General features: G+C 62.7%; 13 protein-coding genes. All 13 read left to right on the top strand.

What is annotated here, in order from left to right:
• Positions 1-8: 8 nt before the first annotated feature.
• The 13 genes from NKI96_RS21775 (at position 9) to NKI96_RS21715 (ending at position 13,221) form a co-directional block, all read left to right on the top strand.
• Positions 9-290 (top strand): pentapeptide repeat-containing protein, encoded by a 282-nt coding sequence (locus NKI96_RS21775; protein WP_352806096.1) that lies wholly within the window; start codon positions 9-11, stop codon positions 288-290.
• Complete coding sequence (gene nuoG / locus NKI96_RS21770) at positions 290-2,371, top strand: NADH-quinone oxidoreductase subunit NuoG (protein ID WP_352806093.1); 2,082 nt, start codon at positions 290-292, stop codon at positions 2,369-2,371. The genes NKI96_RS21775 and nuoG overlap by 1 nt, the downstream gene beginning before the upstream one ends.
• 2 nt (positions 2,372-2,373) lie before the next feature.
• Positions 2,374-3,417 carry an NADH-quinone oxidoreductase subunit NuoH gene (gene nuoH, locus NKI96_RS21765; RefSeq protein ID WP_023685202.1) on the top strand — a complete coding sequence of 348 codons (1,044 nt, stop codon included), beginning with the start codon at positions 2,374-2,376 and terminating at the stop codon, positions 3,415-3,417.
• Complete coding sequence (gene nuoI, locus NKI96_RS21760; RefSeq protein WP_023685203.1) at positions 3,417-3,908, top strand: NADH-quinone oxidoreductase subunit NuoI; 492 nt, start codon at positions 3,417-3,419, stop codon at positions 3,906-3,908. The genes nuoH and nuoI overlap by 1 nt, the downstream gene beginning before the upstream one ends.
• 123 nt (positions 3,909-4,031) lie before the next feature.
• Positions 4,032-4,652, top strand: coding sequence for an NADH-quinone oxidoreductase subunit J (locus tag NKI96_RS21755; protein WP_023690957.1), 621 nt, complete (start codon positions 4,032-4,034; stop codon positions 4,650-4,652).
• Position 4,653: 1 nt separating this feature from the next.
• Positions 4,654-4,962 (top strand): NADH-quinone oxidoreductase subunit NuoK, encoded by a 309-nt coding sequence (gene nuoK / locus NKI96_RS21750; RefSeq protein WP_023670810.1) that lies wholly within the window; start codon positions 4,654-4,656, stop codon positions 4,960-4,962.
• Between the two features lie 10 nt (positions 4,963-4,972).
• Complete coding sequence (gene nuoL / locus NKI96_RS21745) at positions 4,973-6,946, top strand: NADH-quinone oxidoreductase subunit L (protein WP_352762419.1); 1,974 nt, start codon at positions 4,973-4,975, stop codon at positions 6,944-6,946.
• Positions 6,946-8,451 carry an NADH-quinone oxidoreductase subunit M gene (locus NKI96_RS21740; protein WP_023670808.1) on the top strand — a complete coding sequence of 502 codons (1,506 nt, stop codon included), beginning with the start codon at positions 6,946-6,948 and terminating at the stop codon, positions 8,449-8,451. Before nuoL ends, NKI96_RS21740 begins: the two co-directional genes overlap by 1 nt.
• A gap of 18 nt (positions 8,452-8,469) precedes the next feature.
• The gene (gene nuoN / locus NKI96_RS21735) at positions 8,470-9,906 is read left to right on the top strand and encodes an NADH-quinone oxidoreductase subunit NuoN (protein WP_023741632.1); all 1,437 of its coding nucleotides are present in this window, start codon (positions 8,470-8,472) and stop codon (positions 9,904-9,906) included.
• Positions 9,907-9,910: 4 nt separating this feature from the next.
• Positions 9,911-10,732 (top strand): biotin--[acetyl-CoA-carboxylase] ligase, encoded by an 822-nt coding sequence (locus NKI96_RS21730; RefSeq protein WP_023670806.1) that lies wholly within the window; start codon positions 9,911-9,913, stop codon positions 10,730-10,732.
• A 32-nt stretch (positions 10,733-10,764) separates the two neighbouring features.
• On the top strand, positions 10,765-12,438 hold the full coding sequence (locus NKI96_RS21725) for a ribonuclease J (protein ID WP_352806090.1): 1,674 nt from the start codon (positions 10,765-10,767) through the stop codon (positions 12,436-12,438).
• Positions 12,439-12,535: 97 nt separating this feature from the next.
• Entirely contained in the window at positions 12,536-12,940 is a 405-nt protein-coding gene (gene mce / locus NKI96_RS21720) for a methylmalonyl-CoA epimerase (RefSeq protein WP_023690961.1), read from the top strand.
• Positions 12,937-13,221, top strand: coding sequence for a DUF1467 family protein (locus tag NKI96_RS21715; protein WP_352790950.1), 285 nt, complete (start codon positions 12,937-12,939; stop codon positions 13,219-13,221). Before mce ends, NKI96_RS21715 begins: the two co-directional genes overlap by 4 nt.
• The last annotated feature ends 443 nt before the right edge of the window (positions 13,222-13,664 follow it).

Here is a 13,664-nt window from a genome sequence, read left to right as displayed (position 1 = left end):
TGGCAGGCATGGAGATCCACGACAGGAGCGATGTTCTCGATGTGCGCAATGCCATCGTCAGCAACTCCAGATTTGACGATGTGAACCTGTCGAACACGCAGTTTCACAACGTCGACCTGTCGGCGGCCGTGGTGGAGGACGCGAACCTCTCGAACGCGTTTTTCAGCAATGTGAATATGAGCAATTTGAAGATAGAAAACGCTGAAGTCGCCGGCATGATGATCAATGGCATCAGGCTGAGCGATCTGTTTCAGGCATATGAGACGGCGCAGACCGCCGGGGGCAATTGATGGCAAAGCTCAAGGTCGACGGGAAAGAGATCACTGTACCCGACCACTACACGCTGCTGCAGGCGGCCGAGGACGCCGGTGCGGAAGTGCCGCGCTTCTGCTTCCATGAGCGGCTGTCGATCGCCGGCAATTGCCGCATGTGCCTGATCGAGGTGAAGGGCGGGCCGCCCAAACCGCAGGCCTCCTGCGCCATGAATGTGCGCGACCTGCGTCCGGGACCCAACGGCGAGGCGCCTGAAATCTTCACCAACACGCCGATGGTCAAGAAGGCCCGCGAAGGCGTGATGGAATTCCTTTTGATCAACCATCCGCTGGATTGCCCGATCTGCGACCAGGGCGGCGAATGCGACCTGCAGGACCAGGCGATGGCCTTCGGCGTCGATTCCTCGCGCTATCACGAGAACAAGCGCGCGGTCGAAGACAAGTATATCGGCCCATTGGTCAAGACGGTTATGAACCGCTGCATCCACTGCACGCGCTGCGTTCGCTTCACCACGGAAGTTGCGGGCATTTCCGAGCTTGGCCTGATCGGCCGCGGCGAGGATGCCGAGATCACCACCTATCTCGAAAGCGCCATGACCTCGGAGCTGCAGGGCAATGTCATCGACCTCTGCCCGGTCGGCGCGCTGACCTCCAAGCCTTTCGCCTTTCAGGCACGGCCGTGGGAGCTGACCAAGACAGAATCCATCGACGTCATGGACGCCGTCGGCTCGGCAATCCGCGTCGACAGCCGCGGCCGCGAGGTGATGCGCATCCTGCCGCGCGTCAATGAGGCGGTCAACGAGGAGTGGATTTCCGACAAGACCCGCTTCATCTGGGACGGATTGCGCACGCAGCGCCTCGACCGCCCCTATGTCCGCAAGGACGGAAAGTTGGCGCCGGCCAGCTGGGCCGAAGCGTTCGTTGCGATCAGGGATGGGGTGTCGAATGCTGCGCCCGAGAAAATCGGCGCAATTGCGGGCGATCTTGCCGCCGTCGAGGAAATCTACGCGCTGAAGCAGCTTATGGCTGCGTTGGGCTCGAAGAACACCGATTGCCGCCAGGACGGCGCCGCACTCGATCCCGCGCTCGGCCGCGCCAGCTACATCTTCAACCCCACCATCGAGGGCATCGAGCAGGCCGACGCGGTGCTGATCATCGGCGCCAATCCGCGCTTCGAGGCCTCGGTGCTCAATGCCCGCATCCGCAAGCGCTGGCGGATCAGCAATCTGCCGGTCGGCGTCATCGGCGAGGTCGGCGACACGCGTTACGACTACGAACAGCTCGGCGCCGGCCCGGAGTCGCTGAAAGACCTGGCCGACGGCAACGGGAAGTTCTTCCAGGTGCTGAAGAAGGCGACGCATCCGCTGATCATCGTCGGCCAGGGCGCGCTGTCGCGTGCCGACGGCGCGGCGGTGCTCGGCCAGGCGGCGAAACTCGCCACCGCCGTCAACGCTGCCCGCGCCGACTGGAACGGCTTTGCCGTGCTGCACACTGCGGCCGCGCGCGTCGGCGGTCTCGATGTCGGCTTCGTGCCTGGCAAGGGCGGCAAGAACGTTGCCGGCATGCTGGGGGAGAGCGAGGTTCTGTTCCTGCTCGGCGCCGACGAGATCGACATGTCCAAGACCGGCGGCGCCTTCGTCGTCTATGTCGGCACGCATGGCGACGCCGGTGCGCACCGCGCCAATGTCATCCTGCCGGGAGCCGCCTACACCGAAAAGTCCGGCACCTATGTCAACACCGAGGGACGCGTGCAGCAGACCAACCGCGCGGGCTTCGCGCCGGGCGACGCGCGCGAAGACTGGGCGATCCTGAGGGCATTGTCCGATGTGCTGGGCAAGAAACTACCCTTCGATTCGCTGCAGCAGTTGCGCGCCAAACTCTATGGCGAATACCCGCATCTCGCCCGCATCGATCATGTCGAAGCCGGCAATGCCTATGACGTCGCTAGGGTGGCGAAGCTCGGCGGGCGGCTGAACAAGGGCACTTTCACCTCGCCGGTCACGGATTTCTATCTGACCAACCCGATTGCGCGGGCCTCCGCCGTCATGGCGGAATGCTCGGCGCTGGCGAAAAACGGCTTCAGGCAGGCGGCAGAGTAGACATGGACACCTTCTTCTCCTTCTACGTGCTGCCGACGCTGATCATCCTTTTAAAGTCGGTCGTGCTGATCGTCGTTTTGCTGATCGGGGTTGCCTACCTGCTTTACGCCGACCGCAAGATCTGGGCGGCGGTGCAATTGCGCCGCGGCCCGAACGTCGTCGGCCCGTGGGGCACGCTGCAGGCTTTCGCCGATCTGCTAAAATTCGTCTTCAAGGAACCGGTCATTCCGTCCGGCGCCAACAAGGGCGTGTTCCTGCTGGCGCCGCTGGTGTCGGCCGTGCTGGCAATCTCGGCCTGGGCGGTCATTCCCGTCAATGCCGGCTGGGGGATCGCCAACGTCAATGTCGGCATCCTCTACGTCTTCGCCATCTCCTCGCTCGAGGTCTATGGCGTGATCATGGGCGGCTGGGCGTCCAACTCGAAATACCCGTTCCTCGGCGCGCTGCGCTCGGCGGCGCAGATGGTGTCCTACGAAGTCTCGATCGGCTTCGTCATCGTCACCGTGCTGCTCTGCGTCGGCTCGCTCAACCTGTCGGACATCGTGCTGTCGCAGCAGGATGGGCTGGGCACCAAGCTTGGCCTGCCCAACAGCTTCCTCGACTGGCACTGGCTGGCGCTGTTCCCGATGTTCGTCATTTTCTTCATCTCGGCGCTGGCCGAGACCAACCGCCCGCCCTTCGACCTGGTGGAAGCCGAGTCGGAACTCGTCGCCGGCCATATGGTCGAATACTCCTCGACGCCGTTCCTGTTGTTCTTCCTCGGCGAATACGTCGCCGTGGTGATGATGTGCGCGTTGGCCACCATCCTGTTCCTCGGCGGCTGGCTGCCGCCCTTCGACTTCGCCCCCTTCACCTGGGTGCCCGGCGTGATCTGGTTCGTGCTCAAGATCTGCCTGATGTTCTTCATGTTCTCGATGGTGAAGGCCTTCGTGCCGCGCTACCGCTACGACCAGCTGATGCGGCTGGGCTGGAAAGTGTTCCTGCCGATCTCCCTGTTCATGGTCGTTGCCACCGCGGCCTTCCTCAAAATCACGGGGTTTGCGTGATGTCCGCTTTTGGCCAGGCCGCAAAATCGCTGCTGCTGCAGGATTTCGTCAGCGCCTTCTTCCTGTCGATGCGCCAGTTCTTCGCGCCGAAGGAAACGATCAACTATCCGCACGAGAAAGGGCCGACCAGCCCGCGCTTCCGTGGCGAGCACGCGCTGCGCCGCTATCCCAATGGCGAGGAACGCTGCATCGCCTGCAAATTGTGCGAAGCGATCTGTCCGGCGCAGGCGATCACCATCGAGGCCGGCCCGCGCCGCAATGACGGCACGCGCCGCACCGTGCGCTACGACATCGACATGGTGAAGTGCATCTATTGCGGCTTCTGCCAGGAAGCCTGCCCGGTCGACGCCATCGTCGAGGGGCCGAATTTCGAGTTCGCGACGGAGACGCGCGAAGAGCTTTACTACGACAAGGACAGGCTGCTGGCGAATGGCGACCGCTGGGAGCGCGAACTGGCGCGCAACATCTCGCTGGACTCGCCTTACCGCTGACATTTGACGCATGGACGGGGCGAGGGCCCTCGTCTAAGGACAACGCAACTTGCCGGCCTGAGGCGGTCGCAGAAATCAAACAGGACGGATGTCCTGTTTGGACAGGAACCCGGGGGATCCCCAATGCTGAGTGGACTAGAGGCGGCCTTTTTCTACCTCTTCGCCTTTGTCGCGGTGGCGTCGGCCTTCATGGTCATTTCGTCGCGCAACCCCGTGCATTCCGTGCTGTTCCTGATCCTGACCTTCTTTAACGCCGCCGGCCTGTTCATGCTGACCGGCGCCGAGTTCCTGGCGATGATCCTGCTCGTCGTCTATGTCGGCGCGGTCATGGTGCTGTTCCTGTTCGTCGTCATGATGCTCGATGTCGACTTCGCCGAGATGAAGGAAGGCGCCCTGCAATATGCGCCGATCGGCGCGCTGGTCGGGCTGATCCTGGCGGCCGAGCTGATCGTGGTGCTCGGCGGCTACACCTTCGCGCCGCAACTGGCCTCGACGGTCTCCAAACCCATCCCGGATCTTGCCGCGCGGACAAACACCGCAGCACTCGGCGACATCCTCTATACGGACTACCTCTACTACTTCCAGATTTCGGGCCTCATCCTGCTGGTCGCCATGATTGGCGCCATCGTGCTGACGCTGCGCCACAAGGAAGGGGTCAAGCGGCAGTCGATCGCCGCCCAGGTCGGCCGCACGCCGGCGACAGGCATGGAAATCCGCAAGGTCAAGTCGGGCGAGGGGCTCTGAGATGGTCGTCGGCATCGCACATTACCTGACCGTATCGGCGATCCTGTTCACGCTCGGCGTGTTCGGCATCTTCCTGAACCGCAGGAACATCATCGTCATCCTGATGTCGATCGAGCTGATCCTTTTGGCGGTCAACATCAATTTCGTCGCCTTCTCGGCGGCATTGGGCGATCTCGTCGGCCAGGTGTTTGCCCTGTTCGTGCTGACGGTCGCGGCCGCCGAAGCGGCCATCGGTCTTGCCATTCTCGTCGTCTTCTTCCGCAACCGCGGCTCGATCGCGGTCGAAGACGTGAACCAGATGAAGGGTTGACGGGGCTAACATGTATCAAGCGATCGTCTTCCTTCCGCTGCTCGGCTTCCTGATTGTCGGCCTGTTCGGCAATGCGCTCGGCGCCAAGGCATCGGAATATATCACCTCAGGCTTCCTGGTGATCTCGGCCGTGCTGTCCTGGGTCGCCTTCTTCTCCGTCGGCTTCGGCGAAGGCGAGGTGTTCACCGTGCCGGTACTGCGCTGGATCCAATCCGGCGGCTTGGACGCGTCCTGGGCGCTCAGGATCGATACGCTGACGGTGGTCATGCTGGTGGTGGTCAACACGGTGTCGGCGCTGGTCCACATCTATTCGATCGGCTACATGCACCACGATCCGAACCGGCCGCGCTTCTTCGCCTATCTGTCGTTGTTCACCTTCGCCATGCTGATGCTGGTGACGGCGGACAACCTCGTGCAGATGTTCTTCGGCTGGGAAGGGGTGGGTCTCGCCTCCTATTTGCTGATCGGCTTCTGGTACAAGAGGCCGTCGGCCAATGCTGCTGCCATCAAGGCCTTCGTCGTCAACCGCGTCGGCGATTTTGGCTTCGCGCTCGGCATTTTCGGCGTCTTCGTTTTGTTCGGCTCGGTCAATCTCGGCACCATCTTCGCCAATGCCGCGACGTTCATTCCGGCTGAAGGCGCCCCACAAGGCGCGGCCGTGCTGACCTTCCTCGGCTACGCGCTGGACAAGCAGGCAGCCATGACCATCGTCTGCCTGCTGCTGTTCATGGGCGCCATGGGCAAGTCGGCGCAGGTGCCGCTGCACACCTGGCTGCCGGACGCGATGGAGGGCCCGACCCCGGTTTCCGCGCTGATCCATGCCGCCACCATGGTCACGGCCGGCGTGTTCATGCTGGCGCGGCTGTCGCCGCTGTTCGAACTGTCGCATTCGGCGCTGACCGTGGTGACCTTCATCGGCGCCTTCACCGCCTTCTTCGCGGCGACCGTCGGCCTGGTCCAGAACGACATCAAGCGCGTCATCGCCTATTCGACCTGTTCGCAGCTCGGCTACATGTTCGTCGCGCTCGGCGTCGGCGCCTATGGCGCGGCGATCTTCCATCTGTTCACGCACGCCTTCTTCAAGGCGCTGCTGTTCCTGGGCTCCGGCTCGGTCATCCATGCCGTCTCCGACGAGCAGGACATGCGCAAGATGGGCGGCCTGCGGAAGCTCATTCCGAAGACCTACTGGATGATGGTGATCGGCACGCTGGCGCTGACCGGCGTCGGCATTCCGGTGACCGTCATCGGCACCGCCGGCTTCTTCTCCAAGGATGCCATCATCGAGGCTGCCTTTGCCGGCCACAATTCGGTCGCTGGCCTCGCTTTTGTCCTGCTGGTCATCGCCGCCTGCTTCACCTCCTTCTACTCCTGGCGGCTGATCTTCATGACCTTCCATGGCGAGCCGCGGGCGAGCCACGACGTCATGCACCATGTCCATGAATCGCCGCCGGTGATGCTGGTGCCGCTGTTCATCCTGGCCGCGGGGGCGCTGTTTGCCGGCGTTATCTTCCATGGTGCCTTCATCGGCGAAGGCTATACCGAATTCTGGAAGGCGTCGCTGTTCACGCTGCCGGACAACCACATCCTGCACGATATCCACGAATTGCCGCTGTGGGTCGAGCTGGCACCGTTCGTCGCCATGATCATCGGCTTTGCCGTCGCCTGGAAGTTCTACATCCGCTCGCCGGAACTGCCCCGGAGCGTCGCCGCCAACCATCGGCTGCTGTATGCCTTCCTGCTCAACAAATGGTACTTTGACGAGCTCTACGACGTCCTGTTCGTGCGGCCGGCAAAGGCGCTGGGCAGGTTCTTGTGGAAGACCGGCGACGGCACCATCATCGACGGGCTCGGCCCTGACGGCATTTCGGCGCGTGTCGTCGACGTCACCGACCGCGTCGTCAAGCTACAGACCGGCTATCTCTATCACTATGCCTTCGCCATGCTGATCGGCGTGGCCGCACTCGTCACCTGGATGATGCTCTGATGACCGCCTGGCCAATCCTCTCGCTGGTCACCTTCCTGCCGCTTGTAGGTGTGCTGCTGATCCTGTTCATCAGGGATGACAGCCCGAATGCGCGTCGCAACATCCGCGCCATCGCGTTCACGACGACAGCGGCCACCTTCATCATCTCGCTGTTCATCTGGACCGGCTTCGACAATTCGCAAGCCGGCTTCCAGTTCGTCGAGAAGTTTGCCTGGTTGGATTCCGGCATCTCCTACCATATGGGCGTCGACGGCATTTCGATGCTGTTCGTCATCCTGACGACGTTCCTCATGCCGCTCTGCATCCTGGCGTCGTGGGAAGCGATCGACAAGCGCGTCAAGGCCTACATGATTGCCTTCCTGCTCTTGGAAACGCTGATGATCGGCGTGTTCTGCGCGCTCGACATCGTGCTGTTCTACGTCTTCTTCGAGGCCGGCCTGATCCCGATGTTCATCATCATCGGCGTCTGGGGCGGCAAGCGCCGCGTCTATGCCTCGTTCAAGTTCTTCCTCTACACGTTGGCCGGCTCGGTGCTGATGCTGCTCGCCATCATGGCGATGTTCTTCCAGGCGGGCACCACCGACATCCCGACGCTGCTGACCCACAACTTCCCGGCCCACATGCAGACATGGCTATTTCTAGCCTTCTTCGCCTCCTTCGCGGTGAAGATGCCGATGTGGCCGGTGCACACCTGGCTGCCCGATGCGCATGTCGAAGCGCCGACGGCGGGCTCGGTGATCCTGGCGGGCATACTGTTGAAAATGGGCGGGTACGGCTTCCTGCGCTTCTCCCTGCCGATGTTCCCGCTGGCGTCGGAAATGTTCGCACCGCTGGTGTTCACGCTGTCGGTCGTCGCCATCATCTACACCTCGCTGGTGGCGCTGATGCAGGAGGACATGAAGAAGCTGATCGCCTATTCCTCCGTCGCCCATATGGGCTTCGTCACCATGGGCATCTTCGCCATGAACCAGGAAGGCGTGCAGGGCGCGATCTTCCAGATGCTGAGCCACGGCCTCGTCTCGGGCGCACTGTTCCTGTGCGTCGGCGTCATTTACGACCGCATGCACACGCGAGAGATCGACGCCTATGGCGGCTTGGTCAACAACATGCCGAAATACGCAACCGTGTTCCTGATCTTCACCATGGCCAATGTCGGCTTGCCCGGCACGTCAGGCTTCGTCGGCGAGTTCCTGACCATGCTCGGCGTGTTCCGGGTCAACACCTGGGTGGCTTTCTTCGCCGCCACCGGCGTCATCCTGTCGGCGGCCTACGCGCTCTGGCTCTACCGCCGGGTCATCTTCGGCGCGCTGACCAAGGAAAGCCTGAAGGGCCTGCTCGATCTGTCGACGCGCGAGAAGGCAATCATCTACCCGCTGGTCGTGCTGGTCATCTTCTTCGGCGTTTATCCCGCTCCCGTCTTCGATGCCACGGCCCAGTCGGTCAAGGCGCTCGTCACCAATGTCACCGCATCCATCGGCGCCGCGCAGACCGCGGCGGCGAACTGACCAGAGGTTTTGCGAACCATGACGCCGGACCTTTACTCCAGCCTTTCGCTCTCGACGCCGGAGCTGATCCTCGCCATCGGCGCGCTGGCGCTGTTGATGGTCGGCGCCTATTCGCGCGCCAACACTGCCATTCTGGTGACCGGCCTTGCCGTCGCCGTGCTGGTGATCGCAGGCCTATGGCTGATCTTTCCCACGGGGCAGGGCGCAGCCTATGGCAACGCCTTCATCCAGGATCCGTTCTCCCGCTTCATGAAGGTGCTGTCGCTGATCGGTTCGGCGGTGACGCTGGTGATGTCGATGCGCTTCGCCAGGCAGGAGCATTTCGACAAGTTCGAATACCCGGTGCTGATCCTGTTGTGCACGCTCGGCATGATGCTGATGATCTCGGCCAACGGCATGATCGGGCTCTATCTCGGCCTCGAACTGCAGTCGCTGGCGATTTACGTGCTGGCGGCGATCAATCGCGACAATCTGCGTTCGACCGAGGCCGGTTTGAAGTATTTTGTGCTCGGCGCGCTGTCGTCGGGCATGCTGCTTTACGGAATCAGCCTCATTTACGGCTACACCGGCAATGTCGGCTTCCAGGAAATCGCCTCGGCGCTTGGCAGCGGTGAGCGCCAGCTCGGCCTCGTCGTCGGCCTGGTTTTCGTTTTGGCCGGTCTTGCCTTCAAGATTTCCGCGGTGCCGTTCCACATGTGGACGCCCGATGTCTACGAGGGCGCGCCGACGCCGGTCACCGCCTTCCTGGCGGCTGCCCCCAAAATGGCGGCAATGGCGCTGATCGTGCGCGTCACCATGGGCGCCTTCAAGCCGATCGCTTCCGACTGGCAGCAGATCATCGTCTTCATCTCGATCGCCTCGATGGCGCTCGGCTCCTTCGCCGCGATCGGCCAAACCAACATCAAGCGGCTGATGGCGTACTCCTCGATCGGCCATATGGGCTACGCGCTGGTCGGCCTAGCCGCCAACAGCCAGGCCGGCGTGCGCGGCGTCGCCATCTACATGCTGATCTATCTCGTCATGACGCTCGGCACCTTCGCCTTCATCCTCGCCATGCGGCGCAAGGAAGGCAATGTCGAGCAGATCAGCGATCTCGCCGGTCTGTCGTCGACCAACCCGATCATGGCGACGATCCTGACCATCCTGATGTTCTCGCTGGCCGGCATCCCGCCGCTCGCCGGTTTCTGGGGGAAATGGTACGTGTTCCTCGCCGCCATCAACGCCAACCTCTATGCGCTGGCGATCATCGGCGTGCTGGCCTCCGTCGTGGGCGCTTTCTACTATCTGCGTATCATCAAGATCATGTGGTTCGACGAACCGGCCGGTGGCTTCGTGCCGATGGCGGTTGAGCTGCGCCTCGTGCTTGGTGTCTCCGGCGCTTTCGTGCTGTTCTATGTGTTGATCGGCGGTCCGATCGCGACCTACGCCGAAGCCGCCGCCAAGACATTTTTCTGACCGGATGGCATTTCGGCTGGCTCCAACCTCTGAGACGGAAGGGTTCCGGCTCGAGGCCCATGACAGCGTGGGTTCCACCAACACGCTTGCGCTGGACCATGCAAGGGCAGGCGACCCCGGCAAATTGTGGGTCGTTTCCAAGAAGCAGGAAAGCGGCCGTGGCCGCCGCGGCAGGGCCTGGGTATCTCCCGAGGGCAATCTGGCGGCGACATTGCTGGTCATCACCGGCGGTGAGTTGCGTCTGGCGGCGACGCTGGGCTTCGTCGCCGGCCTGTCGCTGGCCGATGCGCTTGACGCCGTGGTGCCGAAGGGCAGGATCGCCATCGGCCTCGACGGCGCCAGCCAAGGGCAGAACCGCTTCGAGCTGAAATGGCCGAACGATGTGCTTGCCTCCGGCGCCAAACTGGCCGGCATCCTGCTGGAATCGGCCATTCTCGATGGCGGCCGTTTCGCGGTGGCGGTGGGCATCGGCGTCAATGTGGTGGCGCATCCGCCGGATTTGCCGTATCCGGCGACATCGCTTCAGGCGCTGGGCGCGACATGCGACGCCGAAACGCTGTTCTTGGCGCTGTCCGATGCCTGGACCGACAATGCCCGGCTGTGGGATGACGGACGCGGGCTCGACGCCATCCGGCGTCGCTGGCTGGCGCGCGCGGCGGGGCTTGGCGGCGAGGTTGCTGTCAGGATTGACGGGAATGTGGTGCGCGGTACCTTCGAGACCATTGACGCGGACTGCCGTTTCGTGATCCGCGATGATGAGGGGTCGGTCGTGACGGTAGCCGCCGGCGACGTGCATTTCGGCGCCGTCGCGTCGGCAAAGATTTAGAGCTGGTCGCAAGGGCCGGGAAGGGAAAATTGATGGCGAAAGCGCAAAACGCCGAACTCGTCTTCGTGCCGCTCGGCGGCGTCGGCGAGATCGGCATGAACTTCGCCCTTTACGGCTATGGGCCGCCTAGCGCGCGCGAGTGGATCGTCGTCGATGTCGGCGTGACTTTTCCCGATGCGGCGCATCCTGGCGTCGACCTGATCCTGCCCGATACGCGCTTCATCGAGGAGAACCTCGCCGGCCTGCGCGGCATCATCATCACCCACGCGCATGAAGACCATTACGGGGCGCTGCTCGACATCTGGCCGAAGCTGAAGGCGCCGGTGTGGATGACACCGTTCAGCGCCGGACTGCTGGACGCCAAGCGCCAGGGCGAGCAGGGCGCGCCGAAGAAAATTCCGGTGACGATCTACCGGGCAGGCGAAACATTCACTGTCGGCCCGTTCTCGATCGAGGCCATTCCGGTGGCGCACTCGATCCCCGAGCCGATGTCGCTGGCGATCACCTCGCCGGCCGGCACCGTCATCCATACCGGCGACTGGAAGATCGATCCGGAACCGACGATCGGTCCGAAAACCGACGAGGCGCGGTTTCGCGCCTATGGCGACAAGGGTGTGCTGGCGCTGATCTGCGATTCCACCAATGCGCTGCGCGAAGGCGAATCGCCGTCGGAAGTGGCGGTGGGCGAAGGCCTCAGGGGCGTCATCCAGAGCGCTGTCGGCCGTGTCGCCGTCACCACCTTCTCCTCCAATGTCGGACGCATCGTCTCCATCGCCAAGGCGGCGCGCGATGCCGGCCGCCAGTGCCTGGTGCTCGGCCGCTCGCTGAAGCGGGTCATCGATGTCGCCGGCGAACTCGGCTACATGGACGGGCTGCCGGAGTTCATCGCCGAGGAGGATTTCGGCTTCATCCCGCGCGAGAACCTGGTCATCATCTGCACCGGCAGCCAGGGCGAGGCGCTGGCAGCGCTGGCAAAACTGTCGCGCGACGAGATGAAATCGGTGTCGCTGACGGCCGGCGACACGGTGGTGTTTTCCTCACGCACCATTCCCGGCAACGAGAAGGCGATCCTCGAGACCAAGAACCGCCTCATCGACCTCGGCATCAAGATCATCGAGGATGGCGACGCGCTTGTGCATGTCTCCGGCCATCCCCGCCGCAGCGAATTGCGCAGGATGTATGAATGGGTGCGGCCGCAGATCGGCGTTCCCGTGCACGGCGAAGCCGCGCATCTGGTGGCGCAAGGGTCGCTGATGTCGACGTCGGGCATCGGCCAGGTGGCGCAAGTGCGCGACGGCGACATGCTGCGGCTGGCGCCGGGTCCGGCCACGATCATCGACCAGGTGCCGTTCGGCCGCATCTACAAGGACGGCAGGCTGATCGGCACCGACCAGGCGATGGGCATACGCGACCGGCGGAAGCTATCCTTTGCCGGCCATGTCGCGGTCAATGTCGTGCTCGACGACAAATATGAGCTCGCCGGCGATCCCGATCTGGTCGCCATCGGCGTCGCCGAGGCCGATGCCCGTGGCGAAAACATGGAAGATCTGATGCTCGACGCGGCCGTCGGCGCGGTTGACTCGATCCCTCGCCAGCGCCGCAAGGACCTCGATCTGGTGCAGGAAGCGGTGCGCCGCGCCGTGCGCGGCGCCGCCAACGAAGCCTGGGGCAAGAAGCCGCTGGTGACGGTGTTTGTGACGAGGTGAGGGAATAGGCAGTAGGCGGTAGGCAGTGGAGAAAAATGCGGATGTATCACTACTGCCTGCTGCCTATTCCCTACTCCCTTAACTTGTGGAGCACTTCATGCTGGGACGCCTGAACCATGTAGCACTTGCCGTACCGGACCTGGCCGCGGCGATTGCGGCCTATCGCGATACACTTGGCGCGCGGGTGACTGCGCCGCAGGCTTTGCCCGAGCATGGCGTGACGGTGGTGTTCGTCGATGTCGGCAACACCAAGATCGAACTCCTGGAGCCGCTGGGCGAACGGTCGCCGATCGCGGCCTTTCTGGCGAAGAACCCCTCGGGTGGCATGCATCATGTCTGCTACGAAGTCGACGACATCCTTGCCGCGCGCGATCACCTCAAAGCAAGCGGCGCCCGCGTGCTGGGCGACGGCAATCCCAAAACCGGCGCTCACGGCAAGCCGGTGCTGTTCCTGCATCCCAAGGATTTCTTCGGCACGTTGGTCGAACTGGAACAGGCATGAGCTGGATTTCATTTGCCGCGCTGTTCTTCATCACCTGGTGGCTGATGTTGTTCATTGTGCTGCCGTTCAGCGTCAAGACGCAGGATGACGACCAGGACGTGACGCTGGGCACGGTTGCGAGCGCGCCGCGCGGACCGCATATGCTGCGCGCCGTGATCCGCACCACCATCGTCACGGCTGTCGTCATGGGGGTTTTCTACGGCCTGACGCACGGGCTGGGCTACAGCCTCGACGAAGTCCCGCACATCATCCCCGAAGCCACCCAGGCGCCGGCTAACTAAAACCTGTTTCTGCCGATGGATCGGGTGGGTTTGTGCCTGTTTCGGAGCGCTAAACTCAGGTTTTGTCTCGCCAGCCTGCGATGCGCAATCGGCGGCCATGCATGGCCCACCCGTATTAGAATCACGGCTGGGTATCAGGCTGACGCAAGCTCACGTAATTTGGGAAAAGGTTGATCTAACCAGATGATCGGGCAAAAAAAATGCAAGGCACAAGGCCTTGCAATTTAAACGCGTTCCGATCTGTTTTCCGGTTTCCGGCGGCAGCGGGTAACCGCGCCTAGATCGCATCCTCCCAAGACTTTGACCGCGTAGGAGAGCAGATTTTTCTCCACCCTCTCGGTTATCGGGGCACACTAGCCTAACCCTGATGAAATTGTCACGCAGAATTTTGCCCGCAATCGGGCAATCTGTGCTGCAGTGCACAATAGTGCGGCAGGCTTTGC

The sequence above is a fragment of the Mesorhizobium sp. M0292 genome, from assembly GCF_040321695.1.
Taxonomy (GTDB): domain Bacteria; phylum Pseudomonadota; class Alphaproteobacteria; order Rhizobiales; family Rhizobiaceae; genus Mesorhizobium.
The sequence above is the reverse complement of the archived record's forward strand: the minus strand, read 5'-3'. Positions and strand labels throughout refer to the sequence as shown.

Coding starts and splice junctions, on each gene's coding strand:
- nuoN (WP_023741632.1), top strand. CDS start 8,470: ATGACGCCGGACCTTTACTCCAGCCTTTCGCTCTCGACGCCGGAGCTG.
- NKI96_RS21730 (WP_023670806.1), top strand. CDS start 9,911: ATGGCATTTCGGCTGGCTCCAACCTCTGAGACGGAAGGGTTCCGGCTC.
- mce (WP_023690961.1), top strand. CDS start 12,536: ATGCTGGGACGCCTGAACCATGTAGCACTTGCCGTACCGGACCTGGCC.
- NKI96_RS21725 (WP_352806090.1), top strand. CDS start 10,765: ATGGCGAAAGCGCAAAACGCCGAACTCGTCTTCGTGCCGCTCGGCGGC.
- NKI96_RS21715 (WP_352790950.1), top strand. CDS start 12,937: ATGAGCTGGATTTCATTTGCCGCGCTGTTCTTCATCACCTGGTGGCTG.
- nuoL (WP_352762419.1), top strand. CDS start 4,973: ATGTATCAAGCGATCGTCTTCCTTCCGCTGCTCGGCTTCCTGATTGTC.
- NKI96_RS21740 (WP_023670808.1), top strand. CDS start 6,946: ATGACCGCCTGGCCAATCCTCTCGCTGGTCACCTTCCTGCCGCTTGTA.
- nuoK (WP_023670810.1), top strand. CDS start 4,654: ATGGTCGTCGGCATCGCACATTACCTGACCGTATCGGCGATCCTGTTC.
- nuoI (WP_023685203.1), top strand. CDS start 3,417: ATGTCCGCTTTTGGCCAGGCCGCAAAATCGCTGCTGCTGCAGGATTTC.
- NKI96_RS21775 (WP_352806096.1), top strand. CDS start 9: ATGGAGATCCACGACAGGAGCGATGTTCTCGATGTGCGCAATGCCATC.
- NKI96_RS21755 (WP_023690957.1), top strand. CDS start 4,032: ATGCTGAGTGGACTAGAGGCGGCCTTTTTCTACCTCTTCGCCTTTGTC.
- nuoG (WP_352806093.1), top strand. CDS start 290: ATGGCAAAGCTCAAGGTCGACGGGAAAGAGATCACTGTACCCGACCAC.
- nuoH (WP_023685202.1), top strand. CDS start 2,374: ATGGACACCTTCTTCTCCTTCTACGTGCTGCCGACGCTGATCATCCTT.